Origin of the sequence: Pseudoalteromonas sp. UBA6610 (genome assembly GCF_002433295.1) — a bacterium.
Lineage (GTDB): Bacteria > Pseudomonadota > Gammaproteobacteria > Enterobacterales > Alteromonadaceae > Pseudoalteromonas > Pseudoalteromonas atlantica.
The window spans coordinates 25,087-48,700 of the sequence record NZ_DJHW01000030.1 but is presented as its reverse complement, the minus strand read 5'-3'; the positions used below and the strand labels follow the sequence as shown (position 1 = coordinate 48,700).

At 40.8% G+C, this 23,614-nt stretch carries 23 protein-coding genes; 8 read left to right on the top strand and 15 right to left on the bottom strand.

All coding sequences use genetic code 11. From position 1 onward, the window contains the following. Nucleotides 1–2 precede the first annotated feature (2 nt). The 4 genes from B4F91_RS04525 to B4F91_RS04510 form a co-directional block, all read right to left on the bottom strand. On the bottom strand, nt 3–1,943 hold the full coding sequence (locus tag B4F91_RS04525; protein WP_029773418.1) for a putative bifunctional diguanylate cyclase/phosphodiesterase: 1,941 nt from the start codon (nt 1,941–1,943) through the stop codon (nt 3–5). A gap of 146 nt (nt 1,944–2,089) precedes the next feature. Further along, entirely contained in the window at nt 2,090–2,929 is an 840-nt protein-coding gene (gene yghU, locus B4F91_RS04520) for a glutathione-dependent disulfide-bond oxidoreductase (RefSeq protein WP_004587400.1), read from the bottom strand. Nucleotides 2,930–3,019: 90 nt separating this feature from the next. Continuing rightward, on the bottom strand, nt 3,020–3,601 hold the full coding sequence (locus B4F91_RS04515) for a rhomboid family intramembrane serine protease (protein ID WP_286938352.1): 582 nt from the start codon (nt 3,599–3,601) through the stop codon (nt 3,020–3,022). A gap of 104 nt (nt 3,602–3,705) precedes the next feature. Further along, entirely contained in the window at nt 3,706–4,389 is a 684-nt protein-coding gene (locus tag B4F91_RS04510) for a type 1 glutamine amidotransferase domain-containing protein (RefSeq protein WP_024034244.1), read from the bottom strand. A gap of 164 nt (nt 4,390–4,553) precedes the next feature. Here B4F91_RS04510 and B4F91_RS04505 point away from each other — a divergent pair, with 164 nt between their 5' ends. Then, a complete protein-coding gene (locus B4F91_RS04505) occupies nt 4,554–5,477 on the top strand; it encodes a LysR family transcriptional regulator (protein ID WP_024034243.1) in 924 nt (307 codons plus the stop codon). Between the two features lie 12 nt (nt 5,478–5,489). Here the strand turns inward: B4F91_RS04505 and B4F91_RS04500 are convergent, their stop codons facing one another. The 5 genes from B4F91_RS04500 to B4F91_RS04480 all read right to left on the bottom strand — a co-directional run bounded on the left by B4F91_RS04500 (nt 5,490) and on the right by B4F91_RS04480 (nt 11,210). Further along, a complete protein-coding gene (locus tag B4F91_RS04500; RefSeq protein WP_273605697.1) occupies nt 5,490–6,224 on the bottom strand; it encodes a dienelactone hydrolase family protein in 735 nt (244 codons plus the stop codon). A gap of 77 nt (nt 6,225–6,301) precedes the next feature. Continuing rightward, the gene (locus tag B4F91_RS04495; RefSeq protein WP_286938348.1) at nt 6,302–7,633 is read right to left on the bottom strand and encodes a glycerophosphodiester phosphodiesterase family protein; all 1,332 of its coding nucleotides are present in this window, start codon (nt 7,631–7,633) and stop codon (nt 6,302–6,304) included. Nucleotides 7,634–7,688: 55 nt separating this feature from the next. Continuing rightward, complete coding sequence (locus B4F91_RS04490; RefSeq protein WP_286938346.1) at nt 7,689–8,552, bottom strand: carboxylate/amino acid/amine transporter; 864 nt, start codon at nt 8,550–8,552, stop codon at nt 7,689–7,691. Nucleotides 8,553–8,655: 103 nt separating this feature from the next. Further along, nucleotides 8,656–10,791: a M3 family metallopeptidase gene (locus B4F91_RS04485; RefSeq protein ID WP_286938343.1), complete on the bottom strand. Its 2,136-nt coding sequence runs from the start codon at nt 10,789–10,791 to the stop codon at nt 8,656–8,658. Nucleotides 10,792–11,003: 212 nt separating this feature from the next. Continuing rightward, nucleotides 11,004–11,210, bottom strand: a complete 207-nt coding sequence (locus tag B4F91_RS04480) for a hypothetical protein (RefSeq protein WP_004587392.1) — start codon at nt 11,208–11,210, stop codon at nt 11,004–11,006. 197 nt (nt 11,211–11,407) lie between these two features. Between B4F91_RS04480 and B4F91_RS04475 the strand changes: the two genes are divergently transcribed. From B4F91_RS04475 to yegD, 6 genes are all read left to right on the top strand, one after another. Beyond that, the gene (locus B4F91_RS04475) at nt 11,408–12,271 is read left to right on the top strand and encodes a mechanosensitive ion channel family protein (protein ID WP_024034237.1); all 864 of its coding nucleotides are present in this window, start codon (nt 11,408–11,410) and stop codon (nt 12,269–12,271) included. Between the two features lie 409 nt (nt 12,272–12,680). Continuing rightward, entirely contained in the window at nt 12,681–14,957 is a 2,277-nt protein-coding gene (locus tag B4F91_RS04470; RefSeq protein ID WP_286938341.1) for a TonB-dependent receptor, read from the top strand. 106 nt (nt 14,958–15,063) lie between these two features. After that, on the top strand, nt 15,064–15,363 hold the full coding sequence (locus B4F91_RS04465; protein ID WP_004587389.1) for a hypothetical protein: 300 nt from the start codon (nt 15,064–15,066) through the stop codon (nt 15,361–15,363). Between the two features lie 53 nt (nt 15,364–15,416). Next, the gene (locus B4F91_RS04460) at nt 15,417–16,073 is read left to right on the top strand and encodes an HAD family hydrolase (RefSeq protein WP_286938339.1); all 657 of its coding nucleotides are present in this window, start codon (nt 15,417–15,419) and stop codon (nt 16,071–16,073) included. Nucleotides 16,074–16,106: 33 nt separating this feature from the next. Continuing rightward, nucleotides 16,107–16,949: a DNA ligase gene (locus B4F91_RS04455; RefSeq protein ID WP_286938336.1), complete on the top strand. Its 843-nt coding sequence runs from the start codon at nt 16,107–16,109 to the stop codon at nt 16,947–16,949. Nucleotides 16,950–17,010: 61 nt separating this feature from the next. Continuing rightward, nucleotides 17,011–18,375 (top strand): molecular chaperone, encoded by a 1,365-nt coding sequence (gene yegD, locus B4F91_RS04450; RefSeq protein WP_286938334.1) that lies wholly within the window; start codon nt 17,011–17,013, stop codon nt 18,373–18,375. Nucleotides 18,376–18,386: 11 nt separating this feature from the next. On the opposite strand, the gene B4F91_RS04445 is transcribed toward yegD, so the two are convergent. From B4F91_RS04445 to B4F91_RS04435, 3 genes are read right to left on the bottom strand one after another with little or no spacing between them, the layout of a single operon-like run. After that, a complete protein-coding gene (locus B4F91_RS04445; protein WP_004587385.1) occupies nt 18,387–18,851 on the bottom strand; it encodes a methylglyoxal synthase in 465 nt (154 codons plus the stop codon). Between the two features lie 60 nt (nt 18,852–18,911). Beyond that, on the bottom strand, nt 18,912–19,553 hold the full coding sequence (locus B4F91_RS04440; protein WP_286938332.1) for a LysE family translocator: 642 nt from the start codon (nt 19,551–19,553) through the stop codon (nt 18,912–18,914). Then, nucleotides 19,550–20,743 carry a multidrug effflux MFS transporter gene (locus B4F91_RS04435; protein ID WP_055252998.1) on the bottom strand — a complete coding sequence of 398 codons (1,194 nt, stop codon included), beginning with the start codon at nt 20,741–20,743 and terminating at the stop codon, nt 19,550–19,552. The genes B4F91_RS04440 and B4F91_RS04435 overlap by 4 nt, the downstream gene beginning before the upstream one ends. A gap of 183 nt (nt 20,744–20,926) precedes the next feature. Here B4F91_RS04435 and B4F91_RS04430 point away from each other — a divergent pair, with 183 nt between their 5' ends. Next, the gene (locus tag B4F91_RS04430) at nt 20,927–21,400 is read left to right on the top strand and encodes a hotdog fold domain-containing protein (protein ID WP_029773430.1); all 474 of its coding nucleotides are present in this window, start codon (nt 20,927–20,929) and stop codon (nt 21,398–21,400) included. A gap of 7 nt (nt 21,401–21,407) precedes the next feature. Here B4F91_RS04430 and B4F91_RS04425 read toward each other — a convergent pair whose 3' ends face one another. From B4F91_RS04425 to B4F91_RS04415, 3 genes are all read right to left on the bottom strand, one after another. Continuing rightward, nucleotides 21,408–21,899 (bottom strand): bactofilin family protein, encoded by a 492-nt coding sequence (locus B4F91_RS04425; protein WP_055252999.1) that lies wholly within the window; start codon nt 21,897–21,899, stop codon nt 21,408–21,410. Continuing rightward, entirely contained in the window at nt 21,889–23,052 is a 1,164-nt protein-coding gene (locus B4F91_RS04420) for a M23 family metallopeptidase (protein WP_286938330.1), read from the bottom strand. The genes B4F91_RS04425 and B4F91_RS04420 overlap by 11 nt, the downstream gene beginning before the upstream one ends. A gap of 138 nt (nt 23,053–23,190) precedes the next feature. Next, nucleotides 23,191–23,505 (bottom strand): YebG family protein, encoded by a 315-nt coding sequence (locus B4F91_RS04415; protein WP_024034226.1) that lies wholly within the window; start codon nt 23,503–23,505, stop codon nt 23,191–23,193. Between the last annotated feature and the right edge of the window lie 109 nt (nt 23,506–23,614).

Genomic DNA, 23,614 nt, shown 5'->3' with positions numbered 1-23,614 from the left:
TGCTAGCTACACAATTTGTTTTGCTCTTTGAGGTACGAATCTACAAAGTGTTGTTCCATAGGTTTAGAAAAGTAATAACCTTGTAGGTGAGACACGCCAATTTCTTTTAACATGTTGGCTTGCTCTAGGGTTTCTACACCTTCTGCAACTACTATAAAATCAAGTGTTGAGGCCATTTGCACAATCGCATGAATTATACTTAAGCCTCGCTTATCCATGTTTTGAATGAAACTTTTATCTATTTTTACTATGTCTACACCAATATCTAACATGCTCGACAAGGAAGAGTACCCAGTACCAAAGTCGTCAATAGAAATACAAAATCCTTGTTTTTGCAGTTCTTTTACTGCTGCTAAAAAGGTGAGCTTATCCTCAGCAAACACAGATTCAGTGATTTCAAGGTGCAGGTTTTCTGGCTTTACACCGTATTGATCAACGATATTTACAACCTTAGTGACAAAATCAGGGTCTTGAAGTTGTATTACAGATACATTAACGCTAACAGCAATAGGGGGTTGTACGTTTTTAAACGTGCAAGCTTGCACACACGCTTGCTCAATCACCCATAAGCCAAGTTCGGTTATGAGGTTGTATTGCTCGGCAATGGCAATAAATTCATCAGGAAATATCGCTTCGTCATTTAATTGCCAGCGTAAAAGTGACTCAAACGAGGTCACCTTCGCTGTTTGGCTATCCACAATAGGCTGAAACACTAACCGCAAGCCGTTGTCCTTTATTGCACTTGCCAAGCGTTTACTGAGCAATTGTTCGCGCTCTTGTTGGCGCTTTAAGTCGTTGTTGTAAATATTTACGCAGCCTTTGGCAATACGTTTTTGATGGTACATAGCTAAATCTGCTGAACGAATTAACGCGCTTAAATCGCCCTCATGCTCAGGAAATAACGCTATGCCAATAGTGGCAGATACCCAGCTTTGGTATTTATATCGTTCATGCTCGGCACGAATGCTTTTAATAACCTTTTTGGCAAAATCAAATAAGTCTTGTTCATCCTCATAGGTTGTTAAAATTAAAAATTCATCTCCGCCCCAGCGGCATTTGTATAAGTGCCGGGTGCAAACGTTAGTGAGTCGCTCGGCTATTTCTTTAAGTACTTGGTCGCCAACTTTATGACCCATAGAGTCATTAATTTGCTTAAAGCCATCTAAGTCTACAAACAGTAAAGCGAGTTTTTCCTCGGGGTGATCTGCCAGCTGTTTATTTGCCACTTTTAAAAAAGCGGTACGGTTTAATAAACTTGTTAGTGGGTCAGTGTTTGATAAACGGTAAATTTCTTCTGTGCGTGTTTCTACTTTGCTTTCCATTTCGTTAAGTAGTTCGCGGTTTTGATTTCGTAATTTTATGGCTGTTTGGGTAAATGTGGCCGACTTATAAGAAGAGGCGACCATAATTGCCGAAAAAGTAATGCCCAAAAAGCCTAATACATAGTGGTAATAGTCATCAGATAAGGTTAGTACTATAGAGTAAGGCATTAATAAAATAATGCTGTAACACACCGAGGTAAAGCGACTACCCGAGAGCAAATTGGCTGAGCCACCAGCAAATGCCGACAAAATAGCTATTGTGGTGGTAATTTCAACGGTGGATGAGCTTTTATGAAACCACAGTGCGTAACATGACCACGAAATCGCGGTTGCTATACAGCCCACCGAAAAGCGTTTTAAAAAGCTATTTGCATTAAAAGGCTGGTTAACTTCTTTGGTGTAGTTAAAGTAAATAACATCCATTAGCCTTGCTGCCAAAACAACCAGCATAAAAAAAAGCCAAATTATTTTTTCTTGATTTGTTCTCTCATCCGTTAGGTCAAATGCAAATACAAGTACAAAACTAACTAACGCCGAAACACCAATGCCAGATAAAGCATTAGAATATAAAAGTTTTACGGCTTCTCTGCGTTCATCACTATTTAAATTTTTATATTGCACTCATTAAAGCCTTATGAAAAGTAATGCGGGTAAAGCAGGTTACATTTTATAAAAACACAATAATAAATATAGTTTAATGACAGGGAAAATGCAGATTTTAAATAAAAAAATGCCCATAACACAATGTCTTGTTATGGGCTATTAGATTAAAAGTCGCTGGCGTTATGTCGTTCGCTAAGTTGCTCTTCTTCAGGGCCCCAGGTGCGATTAACACGTTGACCACGTTTAACAGCGGGACGCTTTGCTATTTGCTCTGCCCAGCGCATTACATGAGTGTAAGAGGCAACATCTAAAAACTCAGCGGCGTCGTATAATTTTCCAAGCACCAACGAGCCATACCAAGGCCAAATGGCAATGTCGGCAATAGAATATTCACTACCCGCCATGTATTCGTTTTCACTTAAGTGGCGATTTAATACATCGAGCTGGCGTTTAGTTTCCATAGTAAAACGGTCTATTGGGTATTGCATTTTTGTTGGTGCGTAGCTATAAAAATGACCAAATCCGCCACCTAAATAAGGCGCTGAACCCATTTGCCAAAATAGCCAATTACGGCACTCGGTCTTGGCTTTAAAATCTTTTGGGATTAGCACATCAAATTTTTCTGCCAAGTATTGTAAAATTGAACCCGACTCAAAAATGCGTGTTGGTGGCGTGGTAGAGTGATCCATTAGCGCAGGAATTTTAGAGTTTGGATTAATATCAACAAAGTCTGAGCCAAATTGGTCGCCTTCGCCAATGTTAATTAAATAGGCATCGTAGTCGGCATCGGTTAGGCCAAGCTCTAATAACTCTTCAAACATAATGGTCGCTTTTTGGCCATTAGGCGTGGCTAATGAATAAAGTTGAAACGCATGCTTGCCAATGTCTAAGGTTTTGTCATGAGTGGCGCCGGCAATAGGGCGGTTAATATTAGCAAATTTACCACCACTTTCGCTGTCCCACGTCCAAACTTTAGGCGGCGTGTATTCGTGTTCATTACTCATAAATAACCTCAATTTAAAAATGTAATTAATTTATATACTCATAGATAACAAGCTGGGGGCGTAAAAAATTAATTAAAGGCAATGAAAAAATTATCGTGCTTTTAATTTATCTGCTTTGGCAAGTTTATACCCTAAAAAGAAACCACTTAACGCACCAAAAAGGTGACTTTCGAACGAGACATGAAAGCGTTGTGGTAGCACGCCCCAAATAAATCCGCTGTAAAGCACTGCCACTACTAGGGCAATAACAATAGACTTAAACGAGCGCCTAACCACGCCATAGCACAGTATAAATCCCCATAAACCATAAATAACGCCGCTTAACCCAACATGAAAACTACTTCGACCAAAGGCCCACACTAATAGCCCGCCAATTAACGCTGTAAATACAAACACGGTATAAAAGCGTCTTACACTGTATTGGCAAATTAGCCAGCTAAGTACAGCAAAAGGCAACATGTTGCTAGCAAAGTGCCACCAGCTGCCATGTAAAAATGGGGCGCATAAAATGCCGATTAACCCTTGAACGCTGCGAGGGTAAATACCTAAACCATTAAGCGTAATGCCAGGTAAACTATTGATCACTTGTAGTATTAGGCATATAAAAACTACGCTAAATATTGCAAATCGCGTACTGGTTATTAGTGAAGATGATGATGGGGTAGTTGGCATATAAACGCTTTAGTAGGATTGTTTTGTACCAGTATAGGAGTATGTTTTCGCTATTAAAAGCGATTTAATAAGCGCGGCGTTATACGCCGCGCACAGGGGTTATTTTAACCTAGTTTAGTTAATAGTTTTTTCGCAGCAAGCTCTGAACTTGCTGGGTTTTGGCCTGTAATCACTAAACCATCTTCGAGCGCTAATACGCCCCAGTCGTCGGTTTTTTGATAATCGCCGCCTTTTTTAATGAGTTCATCTTCAACTAAAAATGGCACTACGTCTGTTAATTGCACGGCGGCTTCTTCTGAGTTAGTAAAGCCTGTTACTTTTTTACCAGCTACCAGCGCATTGCCATCTGCATCTTTAACATTTAAAAAGGCTGCACTTGCGTGGCAAACAGCCGCTACAGGCTTTTGCTCTTTTACAAACTTTTCAATAAGTGAGATTGAATCGCTGTTATCTACTAAATCCCATAGTGGGCCGTGGCCGCCAGGGTAAAATACCGCGTCAAAGTCGCTGGCGTTTACTTCACTTAACTTTTTGGTGTTTGCCATAAGTGTTTGTGCTGCGCTGTCGTTGTCATAGCGCTTTGTTGCATCGGTTTCAAAGTCAGAAAGCGTGCTGGTTGGGTCAATTGGCGGTTGGCCACCTGCAGGGGAAGCAAGTGTTACCTCTGCACCAGCATCAACAAATGCATAGTAAGGTGCTGCAAATTCTTCTACCCAAAAACCTGTTTTTTCGCCTGTGTTGCCAAGCTCTGAATGTGAGGTAAGTACCATAAGTATTTTTTTAGCCATAACAATATTCCTTCGATTAGTGAGTAAATTAAAGCTTGGTGTTAACCAAGGTGCTGTAATAACTATATGCACTTAAAAGGATTTAAACAACGATGATAAATTTAACTTTATTGGTTTAATTATTGATACAATTATTGGGTTGAATAATCATTGGTGGGTTTGTGATGAAAGTGTCGTTTGAGCAACTTAAAAGCATGGTGGTATTTGCGCAAATTGTCGAGCAGGGCAGTTTAACCGCGGCTGCAAAGCAGTTGGGGTTAACGCGTGCGGTGGTAAGTTATCACCTTAAAAAATTAGAAACGCAATTAGAAGTTACGCTGCTAAATCGCTCAACCCGCACTATGGCGCTAACTGAGGCGGGCATTGCGTATTATGAGCGCTGTAGAGTGATCACAGAACAAGCAAACGCAGCTAATCAGCAAATAGAAAACATTAAAAGTGAGCCACAAGGAGTATTAAAAATTAGCTGCCCCGTTAATGTAGGCATGCAACTAATTGTGCCGGCAATTAATACGTTTAAACGCCAATACCCCAAAATTGAAATAGACCTGCAACTAACCGATGATGTGGTTGATATTATAAAAAACGGCTTTGATATTGCTATTCGTGGGGTCGCTTTAAGTGACTCAAACTTACAAGCCACTAAACTAACCACCATGAGTACCTGTATTTGTGGCTCAGCTGAGTATTTTGAACACTTTGGCAAACCTAAAACGCCAGCTGAATTAGCCTTACATAAATGGGTGGTGTACCAACTTAGCAGTAAAACATTAACCCTTAGCAAAGAGGGCAAAAAATACGATGTAATACTACAAGGCGGCATAAGCACCAATAATGCCGCAGCGCGTACCGCGTTTGTAGAGGCAGGGCACGGGCTTGGGCGCATTCCGTTGTATGATGCGTGGCCTAAAGTGCAAGCAGGGCTGTTAGAAATAATACTCGATGATTATAAAACAAAAGATATTGAGCTTTATGGCGTGTTTCCACCTGGGGCGGCAGGCTCCAAAAAGCTCAGGTTGTTTATTGATTATTTAAAAGCCTATTTTGTTAAACAGCATACTGCACTGGGCATGCTAAAAAGCACGTAAAACCGCACTTAATTACAAAGTACGATTAAATAATGCAACCGCTTGTTGGTACATAGTAATTGCAAGCGCGGCATCGTAACGCTCGCCCTCATCACGCATAAACGCATGCTGTGCGTTTACTTCTTGCCAGTGATAGTTAATACCCGTGGCTACACATTGCTGGTAAATTTTACTTCGGCCTTGTTGCGGTACATGTGGGTCTTGCTTACCCCAAATAAAGTGTATTTCACCTTGAATATCAGCCATGCGTTCAAACGAATTGTTACCTGCATTAGCCGTTAAGGTATCACTATGAATATCGGTGGCGTATAAACAAAATGCGGCTTTTATGTGTGGGTTTAATGCGGCTCTGTAAGCTAAATGCCCACCAATGCACACACCCATGGCGCCTACTGTGCCAGTGCAGTAATCTTGGCTTTGTACAAAGTCGATGAGTGCATGTGTGTCGCTGTCGTGGTGCTCAAGTGGCTTTTGCCATTTATCGGCATTGCCTTTATCTTTACCCGCGTCATCATACGCAAGTACAGTACCAATCGGGTTTAGCTCATGAAATACCTCAGGCACTAACACAACAAAGCCGTGGCTTGCTAAAATAGCAGCGCTGCGCGCAATAGGCGCGGTTTGCTGAAAAATCTCCGAGTAAAAAATAATACTTGGGTATTGGCCAGCTGCTTGTGGGCGGTAAACGGTAGTACGCATTAAGCCTGTTGGGGTGGCTAGGTCGGTATTATGGTGTTGGATTATCATAAAAGCGCTCAGTTAAATAATTAATAAAGTTATGGTAACTGAGCGCAAAAAAATAAACGACCACTGATACTGGTTTTTTAAATGCTTGCAGGCATTTTATTACAACTTGCGTAGTAGCTTACGGTCGCGGGCCAATCCGAAAATATACCCATAACCCCAACATCCTGCGCGAGTACATCAACCACCGTCATCATGTCGCCATCGTTATCGATAACATCGGCGATTGATTGATAGTAGTAGCCACCGCCCTCGTTAAGAGGCCCCGAGCGCTCAAGGCTCCATGCTATCAGTTCAAGCCCTGCAGCTTTTGCGTCAATGGCGTATTGTGAGGGGACAATATTACTTTCGTTGTCTATGGTGAGCATCATCCAAATAGGGGGCGCTAATATTTTAACGCCATCGGCTACTAACTCTTCCATACTTGGTTGCCACGTTTCAGGGTTACTTGGATCAAAGCCCGCTTCGCTGTCACGGCCATCTAAATATACGCTTTGATTTGCAAAGTCGGGGTTGTTATTTATCCAATATTTCACATCATCGAGATTAAACGATTGCGGGTACACATCACTGCTTGGTACGTCCAATTGCGTGTATTCATCAAGCATTTTTTGCGCGTATTGCTGTTGTGTCATTCCCTCAAAAGGCATGCTAACTTGCGGCGATTTTAGCTCTGGGGTCATTTTTACACCCAAGCTTTTAAATAACTCAATACTTTGTTTATGAGTTACTAACGTTCCATTAGTGGCGTATAAATCGGTGCGCCAGTTGGGCGTGCCCTGCATATATTCACCAACAGTAGTGGCTTGGGTGTTGGCGCCATCCATTTTACCTTCAAGCGTTAAAAATTCGCTCAGGCTGATATCGCTTGTACAGCATTTAGCGGTGGCAGGCGTGCCACTTGCTGCGTTAGCTGGAGTAAAAGGCACACTGCATTTAGCGGCAAGTTCAGGAATGGCTAATATATTGGTGGTGGTGTGCAAATCGCACTGAGAGTGGCGACACACGAGCTCTTTGTCGCTGGTAAAGGTTACATCGCACTCGACAATACCTGCACCCATACGCGCCGCAGCTATATAAGACTCCTTGGTATGCTCAGGGTATTGCATTGGCGCACCACGATGCCCAATAGAAAAATCTGTACGGTAAAATGGCCCATCCGTACACGATTCTAATTTTGTTTTTAAATCGCTCTGTGCCATATCGTTAATAAGGTAGTCGGCACGAGTACCTAATTGAATATCAGGCGCCTCGCCTTTTGCAACTTCAACAATTACAGGCGTCGGTACTTCAACAACCTCAACGGTGGTATTTGTAACGACTACGTCTTTTTCTACAACTTCGACATCGTCGTCGCAGCCGCTCAGTAGTGCAAGTATTACTGAGCTTGTTATTAGGGTGAGATGTTTCATGTTTGTTCCTTAACGTTATTTTATTCAACCCTAATCGCATTCAATGACAAATTAGCTACAAGGATGTGACGTTCTGTTTATTTGTCCCTATTTGATTAATTACCAGTGCTGCTAACATAATTGCACCCCCCATACTTAAGCGCATAATGTCGGCATTTTTATTCCATATAAGCACGTTAACAATAATACCGGCAGGAATAAGCACGTTGTTCATAACGGCTAATGCTCCCACATTTACTTTTGTTGCTCCTTTGTTCCATAAAAAGTAACCAAGGCCTGAGGCTACAATACCTAAATATATTAAAATACCCCACTGGGTAGGTGTACTCGGTAATTTGCTTGTATTGCCAAATAAAGCGAAGCAAGCACTCGCCATCACTAAGGCGCCAATAAAAAACCAACCAAATACGGTTTTGTCATCCAACTGATTAGTGGCCATTAAACGTTTATAAGTTACTTGTCCGGTGGCAAAACTAATATTGGCACCTTGAACCAGTAATAAACCGATGATGAAATGACTATTGAGGCTTTCCCAGCGAATAGCTACCGCGCCCAGTACGGCAATAAGCGCAACTGTAAAAAAGCGAGGGTTAAAATGCTTATTAAGTGCATCGTTTAAAAGCGTTATATAAAGCGGCGTCATAACGGTAAAGAGCAACACTTCGGGTACGCTTAAAAATAAAAAGGAGTGATAGTAAAAGCTGTACATAACTCCCAGTTGCACAGCGCCTATCAGCATCAGCTTAAGTGCGAGTGGTTTTGAGGTAAGTTTAGGTTTTAAAAAGGGTAAAAAAACCAATGTGGCTAATGCAACTCGTATTAATACGCTAAACCACGCATCAACTTGGCCTGCTAGGTACACACCAATTAAACTAAATGAAAAAGCCCAAAGTAGGGTAACTGCAAATAAATAGCCCATAATTGTCGTTTTTTATAATTTATAGTGTGGCTAGTTTATCTGTTATAAACAATAAAAGCCCGCAAGCGGGCTTTTATAAGGTTAAAATTAATAAACGAGGTTATTAATCAACTAAACCACGGCGCTTAAGAAGTGCGTCTGTCGTTGGTTTTTGGCCTCTGAACTCAATGTAGCTTTGCATTAAGTCGCGGCTGTTACCTTTTGATAGGATTTCTTCACGGAACTTGTCACCGTTTTCACGGGTTAGGCCACCGTTATTTTCCATATGTGCAAACGCATCGGCTGCAAATACTTCAGTCCATAGGTAGGCGTAGTAACCTGCTGAGTAACCACCTGCAAAAGTATGGCTAAAGTAGTTTGATTTATAACGCGGTGGCACTGGGTAGTAATCAATACCGTGTGCTTTTAGCGCATCGCTTTCAAACTTTTGAACATCACTGATTTTTTTATCAGAACCAAATGAGTGCCATTCCATATCAAGTAAAGCAGCTGCTAAGTATTCAGTAGTACCAAAGCCTTGGTTGAATTTTTGCGATGCTAATACTTTATCAAGTAATGCTTGTGGAATTGGCTCACCCGTTTTGTAATGCTTAGCGTAGTTAGCAAGTACCGTAGGTTCAATCATCCAGTCTTCGTGTGCCTGTGAAGGAAATTCAACAAAGTCACGTGCTGTAGCAGTACCCGCTAGGCTTGGGTATTTAACATTTGAGAATAAACCGTGCGCAGCATGACCAAATTCATGGAACATAGTCGATACTTCGTCGAAGGTCATTAGCGTTGGCTCACCTTCAGCTGGTTTTGGAATGTTTTGTGCGTTGTAAATAACCGGTTTAGTGCCTTTTAAGCCGCTTTGGCTTACGTATGCACTCATCCATGCACCGCCACGCTTACCTTCACGTGCGTATGGGTCCATGTAAAATAAACCAATAGCGCTGCCATCTGCGTTAAATACTTCGTACGCTGTTACATCTTCGTGGTAAACAGGTAAGTCTTTACGCTCTTTAAAGGTGATACCGTAAAGCTTGTTCATTGCGAAGAATAAACCATCATGGATCACAGAGTTCATTTCAAAGTAAGGCTTAACTAGCGCAGGATCTAGGTTGTACTTTTCAGCACGTACTTTTTCTGCGTAAAACGCCCAGTCCCATGGCTTAAGCTCAAAGCTTTCGCCAGAATCGTTAATTACTTTTTGGATAGCGGCCGCTTCTGCTTTGGCTTTTTCAACAGCTTTTGGTGCAAGATCATCTAAAATGCCGTACACGTTGTCGGTTGTTTGTGCCATACGCGAAGTCATTACATACGATGCCCAATCTTTAAAGCCTAACAGCTCTGCTTTTTGTGCACGCAGGTTAGTTTCTTCAATAATGATAGGGCCGTTAGTTTTAGCAGCACGGTTTGTAGAGGCTTTAAAAATTTGCTCGCGTAGCTCACGGTTTTCAAGGCTTGATAAGATAGGCTGCTGAGTGGTATTAACCAAGGTGATCATGTAGCCGTCTTTGCCTGCTTTTTTAGCTGCGGCTGCAAGGCCTGCAATTTCACCTTCAGATAGGCCAGCAAGTTTAGATTTGTCTGTAACAACAATAACGTCTTCTTTAAACGATTTTAAAATGTTTTGAGAGAACGCAGTAGATAGCTCTGCAAGCTGAGCGTTTATTTCACGCATTTTTGCTTTTTCAGCATCGCTTAACTTAGCACCGGCTTTTACAAATTGCTTGTAGTAGAAATCAACTAAGCGTTGATCTTCAGCGTTAAGCGCATCTTTATTGTCGTAAATAGTTTGTACACGCTTAAATAACGCACCATTTAGGTAAATGTCATCAGAGTGAGCAGATAATACCGGCGCCATTTTTTTGCTTATACGTTGGTATTCGTCATCTGAAATTAAACCCGATAGGTTGTAAAAAGCAGCAGATACGCGGTTTAACAACTCACCAGATTTTTCCATCTCAACAAGTGTGTTTTCAAATGTTGCTGGTTCTGGGTTGTTTGCAATAGCTTGAACTTGCGCAGTGTGCTGAGCAATACCTGCATCAAAGCCTGCTTCGTAGTCTTTTGTACCAAACTTATCAAACTCTGGTGCCATGTATTGTAATGGGCTTGGTTTGAATAATACATTGTTTGCGTTCATATCTTGCACTTGTGCTGCGCTCTCTTTAGCTGTGTTCTGAGTTTCGTTAGATGAACAAGCAGATAGGATTAGGGCACTAGCAATAGTAGTGGCGATCAGTGTTTTACGCATAATAACTCCATAAAAAGATGAGCCGAAATAGGCTTTTCGAGTCGAAAACCCAGTTAACTTATCAAATTTTGGCGTTTATACAATAAAGTTTATCGGTATTAAGCGGGATTTAAACGCAAATTAGCTACTAAAAATGCGATTTGGAGGTAAAAGTAGCCTTAAAAATAAACGTAAGGCTACTTAAATATCGTATTGTGTGTGTTTTTTAAAGGCTAGTTATAGCCAAGAACAAAGCGTTTTTCAGAACCAAAGCTATTAGATTGCTGGCCAAATTCTTTATTAATAGTAGCAAGTGTTTGTTCTTGCTCAGCAAGAAGGCACAAAATTTTATTGCGGTAATCTAGGCTGCTTTCAAACAAATTTAAATCTACCTGCGGCTGCAAAGTAGCGAGTCTTTGATTTAGAGTAAGTTGTGACATATGTAATCTCCAGTGCTTGTACACTATTTATATAGCACTCGGTGCAATAAAGAGTTAATAAATTGTTTAAACAAAAACGTTAAACCTATTAACTTAGCGTTTTAACACTATTATGCCGTGCTAAGCTTAGCGAAGACTGAACCACACTTATTTTTACTGAACAAATAACAAACAATAAATAATACTTTGGAAAATACATGACGCTCGAACACATTCAACATTATCTCAGCTTGGTTATTTTTACCTATAACGACGTACACATCACCGTGGCTAAGGTTATACAAGTTCCTTTAATTTTATTTGCTATGTGGTTTGTAGTAACGCGCATTGGCAAACTTATTAAAAAAACACTGTTGGCAAAAAAAATCAGCCAAGACGCGGTGCACCTATTTACGCGCATTTATTTTATTTTGAGTATCGCAATATTAATTTTCACCTCGTTAGAGGTTTTAAGTATTCCGCTTACGGCCTTTGCATTTGTATCAGGGGCCATAGCCATTGGGGTTGGATTTGGTGCGCAAAACATTATTAATAACTTTATTAGTGGCTGGATTTTAATGTGGGAGCGGCCAATTCGTATTGGGGACTTTTTAGAAGTAGGTAATGCAAAGGGCGTAGTAGAAACTATTAATACGCGCTCTACCCGCATTCGCCGTAACGATGGTGTGCATATGTTAATCCCTAATTCGCAACTGTTAGAAAACACAGTGACTAACTGGACCTTAATAGACGGTAATGCCCGCTCTTCGGTTAGCGTAGGTGTTGCTTATGGCAGCGATGTATTGTTAGTTAAAACGTTAATTCAACAAGTACTTGATGATCATGATGCGATACTAACAAATCCAAAAGCCTCTGTTTTATTTGACGACTTTGCTGATAGCTCACTGGTGTTTAATGCAATTTTTTGGGTTTGTGCAGAGTCAGAAACCATGCTCAGAAAAGTACGTAGTGATATCCGTTTTAGTATCTATGCTGTTTTTGAAAAACACGATGTGGTGATTGCGTTTCCACAGCGCGATATTCACATTGATGGAGAAATTGCGTTAAAGCGTACTCAATGAATTTAGCCTTAAAAATTTAGCAAGCATTAACGGGTTTTAACTGGGCGTTTCTAGTTTGGGTTTATTTGTAAAAATACGCAGTTTGCTACTTTAAAGTGGGTTTTGAAAGAAAGGACATATGTCCGCATTGTTAGTCTTTTGCATCTAAAAGCGGGTAAAAAAGCTATAAAATGAGGTTAAATGTTGCAAAAAAGTTTACTTTTTTGTACATATTTATGCAGTAAATTTGTAATACGATGGTATAATCTTCATCGTTCGTTCAGCCTCATTACTCCGTTTTTGTACTCTCGGTGATGAGGTCCGCGCGCCATAAAGCTAGACGCGAAAAATTGTACGAGCCCGCAATGAATACATTGCGCAACACAAAAAACCGTTGAACAAGAGTGCATACAAAAGGTTTATACCCGACATGAAATCATTAAAAAAATCTGCAATAGCGACCATTATTAATGCAGTACTACTATCTGCTGCTGGTACATCTGTTTCGGCTTTTGCTGCTGAAGAAGATACCGCTAAAAAAAGCAATCAACTAGAAGTTATTCAGATTACAGCTCGTAAACGTGTAGAAAACGCCCAAGAAGTGCCAGTTTCAGCATCAGCATTACAAGGTGATAGTTTAGATGCTTATAGTTCTGCAGGAATGGATATTCGCTTTTTAAATGCGAAAATTCCAAGTCTCTCAGTTGAATCTTCATATGGTCGTACGTTTCCACGTTTTTATGTTCGTGGTTTGGGTAATTCTGATTTTGACCTTAACTCCTCACAGCCTGTATCATTAGTTGTAGACGAAATTGTTCAAGAAAGTCCTATATTAAAAGGTTTCCCGGTATTCGATACTGGCCGTGTTGAAGTGTTACGTGGCCCTCAAGGTACATTGTTCGGACGAAATACACCTGCTGGTTTGGTTAAAATTGATTCTGCTCGACCAACACAAGATTTAGAGGGGTACGCTTCGTTATCGTATGGCTCATTTAATTCGATAGACTTTGAAGGTGCTATAAGTACAGGCTTAACTGATAAACTTTCGACGCGGGTTTCTGTTTTAAGGCAAGAGCGAGACGACTACATTGATAATAGGTTAGAAGGGAATATTATTGATGATGCCACCGGTGGTTATCAGGAAACGGCTGCGCGTATACAATTTTTGTACGAAGATGACAATTTTAATGCTCTATTTAACTACCACACGCGTGACTTAAATGGTTCTCCTATTGTTTTTCATGCAAATGCTATTGAAAGCGGAACAAACAACGCTGTATCAGGCTTTGATCCAGAGGTTATAACTCAAGATACTGTCCAATATTCGACGCAAAATGTTGAAAGTCAAGGGGCAAATCTAAAGCTAGAATACGATTTTAATGATTATACATTAACTTCTATTTCTGGGTGGGAAAGTGCTGAAATTTATTCTCGAGCAGATGTGGATGGTGGTTTTGGTTGTGGAAATACCTTTATCCCGGGATGCCCAACTCCTGAAATGGGCCCAGGTTTTATCTTTTTAGCTTCTGAAACTGCAGATGCATTACCAGAGCACGATCAATATTCTCAAGAGTTACGTCTATCAAGTAATTTTGATGGTGATTTTAATTATCAAGTTGGTGCTTTTTATTACAAAGAAGATCAAGTTATAGAAACATACGGTTACGATGGTTTAGGCGCAAACTTTTTGACAGGGTATGTTAGACAAGATCAAGAAACTACTGCTTGGGCATTATTTGGCTCAACAGAGTTTCAATTAACAGAAAAGTTAGAGGTTACAGCCGGCCTTCGCTATTCTGATGATGAAAGGGATTTTACTGCTTCTCGTTATTCATCTCCAGATGTTGTAATTGCTGATTTAACTAAATCAGTCTCACCTGAAGATAGCCACGTTTCATGGGACTTAGCTGCCGCGTATAAATACTCTGATGATGTAAATTTATTCGTACGCGCCGCGAATGGGTTCCGTGCGCCTAGCGTTCAGGGCCGTATTTTATTTAGTGACGATGTTACTGTGGCTGATTCTGAAACTATAAACTCTATTGAAGCAGGTATTAAATCTGATGTTCTAGATGGTAGTGGCCGTGTTAATGCAACAGTTTTTTATTACCAAATGAGTGATCAGCAATTAACAGCTGTTGGTGGTGAATTTGGAAATACAGCTAGATTATTAAATGCAGATAAAACAGTTGGTTATGGTTTTGAGGTTGATACGCAGTGGGTTTTAAACGATGAGTTTGATATGACGTTTAACTTCAGCTATAACAATACAGAACTGCAGGATGATGAGCTATTCGCTTCTGGTTGTTTTGCATGTACTATTACTGACCCTCTAACTGAGCAAGGTTATAGTTTAGATGGAAATAGCTTACCGCATGCCCCTGAATGGATTGCTAACTTTACCCTTCGTTATACTAAAGAACTTGGTGACGGAGAGTTTTATGCTTACACTGATTGGTCTTACCGTAGTGAAATAGATTTCTTTTTATATGACTCAGTAGAGTTTACTGGTGAGGCGTTGCTTGAAGGCGGTGTGCGTGCTGGTTATAAGTGGTTCGATGGAGATTACGAATACGAGGTATCTGCTTTTGCCCGCAATATTACGAATGAAGAAGTATTTATTGGTGGTGTAGATTTTAGTAACAACTCTGGGATTGTTAATGAACCTCGCTTTGTTGGTGCTGAATTTAAAGTTAACTTCTTCTAAAGATAACCTTAAATTTTATTAATTTTTAAAAGCCTGCCTTGTGCAGGCTTTTATGTTTTTATAAAGCTGGTAAAGTAGCGTTAATTAACTTTGATGAGATAGAAAAATGGCTGGATTTTGGAACTACCGTGTAATTTTTTGTGAAGCAACGAAAGATGAAGCAGCGCAATACCAAATACACGAAGTAGAATATAACTTAAATGGCAAAGTAACTAATTGGTCAGAAACAGGCGCAGCACCTTTTGGTACAACGCTAGATGAGCTAGCAGCTGATGCCGATCGTTTAAAAACGGCGCTAGAAAAACCAGTACTTAAGGTTGTGCGCAAAGCCCGAGGCTACGAATTGGTTGATGTTGAAACCGGTGAAGAAGCATTTGCTGAGCCACCTGCTGGCTTAACAGCATAATATTATAAAGGCGCCTAGGCGCCTTTTTTAACGTCAAAATTTAAGGAATGAGGATGAGCTTAAACGCAGTATTGTTTGATATGGATGGCACGCTAGTTGACTCTGAAAGCATGCACTTTGAGTGCTGGAGCCAGCTGCTTGCACCCTACAATGTAAGTTATAACGAAGTGGAGTTTTGTCAGCGCTTTTCAGGGCGCCCAACGTTAGAAGCAGCAATTGATATTAAAAATGAGCATAATTTAGCCGTCAGCGCACAGTTTTTAGCAGATGAAAAATATCGATTATTTGGTGAATACGTAAAGACTAATTTACCGCCTGTTATGCCTTTTACTAAGCAAACCTTACACGCTGTTAAAAACAGTGGGCTAAAAATGGCGTTAGTTACCGGTAGTGCTCGCAGCGAAGCTATGCCTATTTTAAAAGGGCTAGGTTTTTATGAGTTATTTGATACTGTAGTGACAAAAGACGATGTAACAAATCCAAAGCCAGCAGGCGATCCTTATCTTTTAGCGCTTGAGCACATATATGTAGACCCAGAGCATGCAATTGCTGTAGAGGACACCTTTACGGGCGTTTGTGCTGCAACTAATGCACAGGTTAGAGTCGTTGCGATTGCAAATCATCATACAATTGACCATGACTTTAGTAAGGCGACCTACAAAATGGCTGACCTAGGTGAGTTTTGGCAGTGGGTCGAATCTCAACTATAGTTAAAGCCTTATTTTATTTGCAGGGATGCAGTAATGGCTCAGCTAAAGTACTTACTTTTCATTGTCAGCTTAATTGGCTCATCGCTTGTTTTTGCGGCGCAGCCTCAGGTGTTATTGGCAAAAGTATATGATGAATCTAAACATGGCAATATTAGTGAATACCTCGTCAGTGAAAAATTTGATGGTGTAAGAGCAATATGGACGGGCGATAAATTTATTACCCGTAAAGGAAATGCGATTAACGCCCCGAATTGGTTTACGGCGCCATTGCCAAATGTTTGGTTAGATGGGGAGCTGTGGATAGCGCGCACTCAGTTTTCTTTGGTCAGTGGGATTGTAAGAACTAAACGCCCCAGTAATTCAGATTGGCACGCTATACGCTATCAAATATTTGATATGCCAGACTCAACCCTTCCTTTTAGTGCGCGTTATAAAAACTACCAAGCCTTGGTAAAACAAATCAATAAGCAGCATATAACTGCAGTTAAGCAACACCGCTTTACTAGCACAGCCCAATTAACAGAGTACTTTGAAGATTTAACTAAGCAAGGGGCTGAAGGGGTGATGCTGCATTTAGCCAATGCTAAATATAAAAGCGGGCGCAGCAATACATTATTAAAGTTAAAGCCCTATCTTGATGCTGAAGCGGTTGTGATTGCACATTTACCGGGTAAAGGAAAATACACCGGTATGTTAGGTGCATTAAAAGTAAAAACACCTCATGGGCAAATATTTAAAATAGGCACGGGCTTTAGTAACAAACAGCGCCAAACACCTCCGGCTATAGGCAGCACGGTAACGTATCGGTACCACGGGTTAACAAAGCATGGCTTACCACGTTTTGCGAGCTTTTTAAGGGTGAGGGAGGGCCATTAGCGTTTATAATTTTGGCAAAGTATGCTAAATTGCGCGGCCTTTTTCTAATGTATGGTGAAGTATGTTTGTAGGTTTTGATTACGGTAGTTCTAATTGTGCCATGGGTGTTATGGAGCAAGAGGAAGTACAGTTAGTGCCACTTGAGCAAGGAAAACATTATTTACCTTCTACTATTTATACGCACCATAGCGCATTAGTTGTCGACTTTGTGGCAAAGCATGTAAAAGGCACTGCCCACGAGCATGACTTTTTAACGCAGCGCCAAGCTTTATTAAATACACTCCCACGTATTAAGTCAGATCTTGATTTACAACCTACAGATGAAACGCTTTTTATTGGCCGTGAAGCCATTAGTGAATATGTGCAGTTTCCTGAAGAAGGCTACTTTGTAAAATCTCCTAAATCGTTTTTTGGTGCCACAGGCTTAAAGCAAGGGCAAATTAATTTTTTTGAAGATATTGCTACCGCAATGATTTTAAAAATAAAGCAACGCGCAGAGCTTTCACTTAAAACCCCATTGACGCAAACGGTTATTGGTCGTCCAGTTAACTTTCAGGCCGTTGGCGGTGAGCAGTCAAATCAGCAAGCTGTAGGTATTTTAGAGCGCGCAGCTAAGCGTGCGGGCTTTAAAGATGTGGAGTTTTTATACGAACCGCTTGCAGCAGGGATTGATTACGAAAGTAGTTTAGTGGAAGACCAAAAAGTGCTGGTTATTGATATTGGTGGTGGTACCAGCGATTGCTCGTTTGTACAAATGGGGCCAAGTTTTAGAGGTAACAGTGAGCGCGATAATGACTTTTTAGCCCACAGCGGTAAGCGAGTTGGCGGGAATGACTTAGATATAGCGCTTAGTTTTCATGGTTTAATGCCATTGCTTGGTTTAGGCAGTACCTTTAAATCGGGCCTACCTTTACCAAACCAACCTTTTTGGCAAGCCTGTAAAATTAATGATGTAAATTTACAAAGTCAGTTTTATAGTGAAAGCCACTATCGAGAACTCACCGCCCAATTACGCGATGTAAGTGCACCTGCGCTTTTCAAACGCTTAATTCATCTACAGCAAAATAAACAGGGCCATCAGTTAGTACAGCAAGGTGAGGCGGCTAAAATAGCGCTTTCATCGGCAGATGCTTTTGATTGCGATCTTCGCTTTTTAGATAATGCCCTTAGTAAAAACCTATCGGTTAGCGATTTAGCGGTTGCAGTAGAAAGTAGTATTAGCCAAATAGTAACGTTAGCAAAACAAGCAATTACCGATGCAGGAACCACCCCAGACGTTATTTATTTAACAGGGGGGAGTGCACAGTCACCACTTATTAAAGCCGCGTTAAGTGAGCATTTAGGTGATATTAAAATGCTGAATGGCGATCACTTTGGTAGTGTAACGGCTGGCCTAACAAAGTGGGCCAGCATGCTTTATAAGTAGCTTAAAAGGCTTTAAAGACTGATTTGTCGGGTTGCGAGGTATTTTTCGTAATCTGGCAAAGTACGTTCAAGCTCAGTGTCCATTAAGGGCGAGCTTAATAACATGTCGGCGCTGACTTCATTACAGGCCACAGGAATATTCCAAACAGCAGCTAAACGCAGTAATGCTTTAACATCAGGGTCGTGTGGTTGCGATGCCAACGGATCCCAAAAAAACACCAATACATGAATTTCGTGCTCAGCAATTTTAGCACCTAGCTGTTGATCGCCCCCCATAGGACCACTTAATAGCTGAATAACCTCTAGTCCGGTGGTTTTTTCGATTAAATGGCCTGTGGTGCCAGTACCGTATAAGGTGTGTCTGCTTAAGGCTTCTTTGTGTTTTTCGCACCATAATTTAAGCGCGGCTTTTTTACCATCATGCGCAACTAAGGCAATATTTTTATTAGCGGGTAGCGATTGTTTTTTTTGTTCCATGCTGCATCTTATTTTGTTGAGTAACCAAGGCTTTGGTTAAGTAATACCAATTTAGTGTAATTAGTATAATAAATTAATGGCCAGTGCAATAAATACCATGCCAGTCACTCGGTCTATCCAAAGTTGGCTATGTGGGTATTTTTTGAAAAATTGCGCTATTTTGTCGCCAAAATAAATATACGTACAGTCAATTGGGAAAGCAAAAATAGGGTAGAGCAGACCAAAAAAAGCTAATTGAAACGTTGCCGATGATAAGCTTGGGTCTACAAACTGAGGGATAAAAGCAATAAAAAATAACGCGACTTTAGGGTTTAATACCTCGGTCATCATGGCTTGAAACATGACATTTGGCTTTTTACTGGTGCTTACATGAGGCTTATCATCACTAGCGCAATCGGCGGTATTTGGCTGCGAAAAAGTGCTTTTAATCATCACAAACCCTAAATAGCACAAATAAGCCGCGCCTAAGTACTGTACTGAACTATAAGCGGTGGGCGAGGCTTTTAATACCGTGCTTAATCCAATAACAGCAAAAAATGTGTGTATTACTCCACCTAAAGCAAAGCCAAATGCGCTTTGCATACCTGCCGCTCTGCCATTGGCAAATGTTTGCGCCATTAAAAATGCGTTTGATGGCCCAGGGGCCACCGCCATTAAAAAGCTCGCCAGTAAAAATGATGCTAAAAAATCAGGGTTGATCATGTATTAACCGGGTGCAATGTATGGGCTTTTTTACTCATTAAAATTAGCCAAAGTGGTGCCAGTAACAATAAATGAAAAGCAATTAGCCAAGGTGTGCTAAGGCCTAAATATTGCGTTAAAAACACAAGCACACTAGCGCCACTCATTTGCATAGCACCAATTAAGGCAGAGGCTGTACCGGCTTGTTTTGGAAAGCGCGATAACGCCATACCAGCCGCAGAGCCTAAGCTTAGGGCAAAACCAAGTGCTGCAATTAAAATAGGTAGCATAAGCGCAATGGCCGATTCTATATGGCTAAGTGCAATCATTAATATGCCAGAGGCCACCAATACTGTAACCCCAACGCGCAGGGCTTTTTGGCTATTACGTTTAATATAAATGGGCGTAATAAAGCTGGCTACAATACTTAATACGGCATTGAGCGTAAACCAAAAAGTAAAGTCGGCAACGGTGCCCCCTAAGTGCGTAATTATCCACCCAGGTGCCAAGGTGACATACACAAGAATCGCCGACATGGCGACCATACACAGTAAGCTATTAAATAAAAATATCGGTGTTTTTAATATTGGCACAAAGCGGCGTAAGTCCAATATATGCCCTTGGTAGTGACTATCAGCAGGGCGGGTTTCTCTAAATAAGGTGAGCGTAATAACTAGGCCCGCTAACGCAAATAAGGTTAAAAACATAAAGTTCATGCGCCAGCCAAATTGCACGGTAAGCCAAGCACCTAAAATAGGCGCAAGCGCAGGAATAAAACACACAATTCCATTTAAATAGGTAATCATTTGCCCGCTGCGTTCGCTGCCGTATTTATCACGTACAATAGCAAAAGCAACAACAAACGTAGCACATGCGCCTAACCCTTGCAGAGCGCGTGCAAACATTAATACAGCAAAAGAGGGCGCCATGTAGGCAAGTAAGGCTGAGCCTGCATACAAGCTAACACCTACAACCGCTACCGGCTTTCGGCCAAACTTATCAGCAAGCGGCCCTGCAATTAATTGCCCTAAACCCACAGTAAGCATAAAAATAGCCACTGTTTGCTGAACCTGTTGTTCGGTTACGTTAAATTGCGTGGCAATAGTTGGAAAAGCGGGAAGATAAATATCAATTGCCATAGGGCAAAATATTACGAGTAACGCTAAGATGAGTAATAAAATTAAGTTAGGTTTAGCGGGCTGTGTTTGCATTAGGTCTCCTTTTGCTGGCTATTTTAGGTGCCCGCTTATAAAAAAGAAAGGGCTTATGAGTGAGCCACGCTTTATTGTGATAAATATTTCATGACATTAGGATTAACAGCGCGGTGAATTGCGCTTTTTTTAACTGGTCTGATGTGTTAATTTGAATTTATAAACACAAAATGGGAAATAACAATGAGTAATAAATCAGCCCTTTTAAAAACCTGGCTTAAATTTAAACGCTTACCTTTTGGCAATTGGTTGTTTAGCAAAGCGGTATGCATAAAAGCCCCGTATTTTGGCTCAATGAAACCTTACGTGCTCGATTTAAGAGAAGGGCACTGTAGCGCTGTCGTAAAAAACCGCCGTAGTGTGCATAACCATATTGGGACTATTCATGCTATTGCACAATGTAACTTAGCTGAGCTGTGTGCTGGTGTAATGGTAGATGCCACCGTGCCTTATAAAACGCATCGCTGGATCCCAAAAGGAATGACGGTACACTATTTAGCAAAGGTTGATACCGATGTAACTGCTATTGCAGAAATCGACTTGCCTCGCCAATGGGTAGATAAAGAAGATTTAGTGGTGCCAGTTAAGCTTTACAATACCCGCAATGAACTGGTGTTCACTGCAGATATTACGATGTACATAACCGAGAAAAAGTAATGAGCGCTTAATTAGATTTGGCTTTATCAGCGGCTTGCTTATTAACAAACGACAAGTCGCTATCAGCATCATCAAGCAAAGTTTTTACTTCTTTGGCCGGCTTTAAATCTTCGCTAATAAGTTCCGGTTCTTCTTTTTCAAAGCGCTGTTTCAAGCTGCCTTCAATAATGGCTCCAGCATCAATACTTAGTGTATCGTGAAAAACATCGCCATGTACGTGAGCGCTGCTTTGAATATTCACTTCACTTGCGTTTAGTGAGCCAATAATTTTGCCTTTTACAATGACACTTTTAGCTTCAACCACACCTTCAACAATGCCGGTAGAGCCAATTACCAAGTGCTCTGCCTTTATATCGCCATCAATTCGGCCATCTAGCTGAACTTCGCCTTGGCTGGTAAGTGTGCCAGTTAAGCGCACATCTTCAGAAATAATAGAAGGGGTATGATTTACTCTTTTTAACGTAGTTTGATTACTTGGTTGCTTTTTTTTACCGAACACGAGAAAGCGCCTTTGTTATTTTTAGAGGATTGACATGTTTGCCATCGAGTAACACTTCATAGTGTAAGTGGGTGCTGGTACTTCTGCCAGTACTGCCCATTAATCCAATTACCTCATTTTTAGCAATTGTTTGGCCTTTTTTCACTTTAATTTTATTTAAGTGGCCAAAACGGGTGACCAAGCCATTTTTGTGCTCTAGCTCGATAAAGTTACCATAGCCGCCATTTTTACCAGCGCGCAATACACGTGCATCAGCAGGGGCAAAAATTTCGGTTTTATGCCAGCCGGCTAAATCAACACCTTTGTGAAAAGCGCGGCGGTTGTTCATCGGATCTTTACGTAACCCAAAGTTGCTCGAAATATAGTATTTAGCTGCAGGCAAGGGCAGTGAGTTAGGCAGCTCTGTTAAAAAGTTTTCAAGGTTGTTAAGTAATAATAGCTTATCAACAATGGCTAAAAACTGCCCTGGTATTTTAGTTTCGTCAAATACATCTAACGGGCCACCTTGCGCACTGGTTTGTGCGCCCAGTGCTAAATGTTGTTCAAGGGCTGATTCTAAGCCTGCGCCTTTTAACATCGCTAAAATTGCATCATGGCGTTTATTAATTTGCGCATCAATAAGCGCAAAATTGTGCTCGTAGTATTTATTTAAGCGCTCGTAACGTGCGGCAAAAGTGATTGGCGTTAGAAGGCTGGCATGTTTGTCTTTCGGCTCTTCATCTACAAGTGGTTCATGAAACTCGCCTTTGTCTTGATTAACAGGCGACTCAAGTTGTTCTTCTAGTTTTATTGTCTCTTTACTAATAGATGCGGGGAGGGATTCAATCATACCTTGCAAAAGTGCTTGCTTTTGCTCTAGTACAGCAAGTTGTTCTAATTGCTTAGCGTGCAGTGCTTTTTGTTCTTGGACCTGTTTTTGCCACACTTGTTGTTTGTCAATTTGGCTTTGTTCTATGTCGGTAATTTTATTTGTTTGGCTATAAACACGAAAACTAGAAATACCGACCCAAGTAATAGTGCCTAAAATAAGCAGTACTGTAAAAAGCTGAAACCAAGGCGCCAAAACAACATGCTTAACTTCGCCATTTTGACGAATAAGCAACTGACGGGCTGGGAAAAATTTTTGGTAAAAAGACTTAATAAATACTGACATGGCACATAAACACTCGCTATTAACCGGATTAATGTATCAATTTCAGTCTAAAAAGCCAGAAAAAATTTGTAACTGTTCAAAAATTAATAAAAAAGGGCTGCTATTTAGTAGCAGCCCTTTATTTAAAATAGTCACAAATTAGCTAGCTTGTTGCTCGTCGTTATCTTTTATTGATGCTACGTTGTCGGCTTTTTTAGCTTTAGCTGTACCTTTTGTTGTGGGCTCTTTTGCGCCTTTTAACACCGCCATAAAGTCATCTTTACTCTTTGCAATTTCAAGCGCAAGCGATTCAACCTGTTGCTCGCTCAGTGGCACATCTACTTTTTCCAGCATTACTTCAAGCGATTCTGCTATATCGAGCATTTTGTCATAGGCATCCGCTTCTTTTTTAGTAGTAAACGTCATTCGCTCAACTCCGTTTCGTTCTACAACATATTTAACAACAACAGCCATGATCTCTCCTGCTTGATTGCGTGGTAATGTGGTTACTGACCCGTAGGTCACTGTTTTTATATACAGTAAATGTTTGTGTGTAAAATTGCAAGTATTCGGTGCATTTTTA

Excerpts from the sequence above, each read along its gene's own strand:
- yghU (WP_004587400.1), bottom strand. The coding sequence starts at position 2,929 with ATGAGTAATGAACACGAATACACGCCGCCTAAAGTTTGGACGTGGGAC.
- B4F91_RS04515 (WP_286938352.1), bottom strand. The coding sequence starts at position 3,601 with ATGCCAACTACCCCATCATCATCTTCACTAATAACCAGTACGCGATTT.
- B4F91_RS04510 (WP_024034244.1), bottom strand. The coding sequence starts at position 4,389 with ATGGCTAAAAAAATACTTATGGTACTTACCTCACATTCAGAGCTTGGC.
- B4F91_RS04505 (WP_024034243.1), top strand. The coding sequence starts at position 4,554 with ATGAAAGTGTCGTTTGAGCAACTTAAAAGCATGGTGGTATTTGCGCAA.
- B4F91_RS04500 (WP_273605697.1), bottom strand. The coding sequence starts at position 6,224 with ATGATAATCCAACACCATAATACCGACCTAGCCACCCCAACAGGCTTA.
- B4F91_RS04495 (WP_286938348.1), bottom strand. The coding sequence starts at position 7,633 with ATGAAACATCTCACCCTAATAACAAGCTCAGTAATACTTGCACTACTG.
- B4F91_RS04490 (WP_286938346.1), bottom strand. The coding sequence starts at position 8,552 with ATGGGCTATTTATTTGCAGTTACCCTACTTTGGGCTTTTTCATTTAGT.
- B4F91_RS04485 (WP_286938343.1), bottom strand. The coding sequence starts at position 10,791 with ATGCGTAAAACACTGATCGCCACTACTATTGCTAGTGCCCTAATCCTA.
- B4F91_RS04480 (WP_004587392.1), bottom strand. The coding sequence starts at position 11,210 with ATGTCACAACTTACTCTAAATCAAAGACTCGCTACTTTGCAGCCGCAG.
- B4F91_RS04475 (WP_024034237.1), top strand. The coding sequence starts at position 11,408 with ATGACGCTCGAACACATTCAACATTATCTCAGCTTGGTTATTTTTACC.
- B4F91_RS04470 (WP_286938341.1), top strand. The coding sequence starts at position 12,681 with ATGAAATCATTAAAAAAATCTGCAATAGCGACCATTATTAATGCAGTA.
- B4F91_RS04465 (WP_004587389.1), top strand. The coding sequence starts at position 15,064 with ATGGCTGGATTTTGGAACTACCGTGTAATTTTTTGTGAAGCAACGAAA.
- B4F91_RS04460 (WP_286938339.1), top strand. The coding sequence starts at position 15,417 with ATGAGCTTAAACGCAGTATTGTTTGATATGGATGGCACGCTAGTTGAC.
- B4F91_RS04455 (WP_286938336.1), top strand. The coding sequence starts at position 16,107 with ATGGCTCAGCTAAAGTACTTACTTTTCATTGTCAGCTTAATTGGCTCA.
- yegD (WP_286938334.1), top strand. The coding sequence starts at position 17,011 with ATGTTTGTAGGTTTTGATTACGGTAGTTCTAATTGTGCCATGGGTGTT.
- B4F91_RS04445 (WP_004587385.1), bottom strand. The coding sequence starts at position 18,851 with ATGGAACAAAAAAAACAATCGCTACCCGCTAATAAAAATATTGCCTTA.
- B4F91_RS04440 (WP_286938332.1), bottom strand. The coding sequence starts at position 19,553 with ATGATCAACCCTGATTTTTTAGCATCATTTTTACTGGCGAGCTTTTTA.
- B4F91_RS04435 (WP_055252998.1), bottom strand. The coding sequence starts at position 20,743 with ATGCAAACACAGCCCGCTAAACCTAACTTAATTTTATTACTCATCTTA.
- B4F91_RS04430 (WP_029773430.1), top strand. The coding sequence starts at position 20,927 with ATGAGTAATAAATCAGCCCTTTTAAAAACCTGGCTTAAATTTAAACGC.
- B4F91_RS04420 (WP_286938330.1), bottom strand. The coding sequence starts at position 23,052 with ATGTCAGTATTTATTAAGTCTTTTTACCAAAAATTTTTCCCAGCCCGT.
- B4F91_RS04415 (WP_024034226.1), bottom strand. The coding sequence starts at position 23,505 with ATGGCTGTTGTTGTTAAATATGTTGTAGAACGAAACGGAGTTGAGCGA.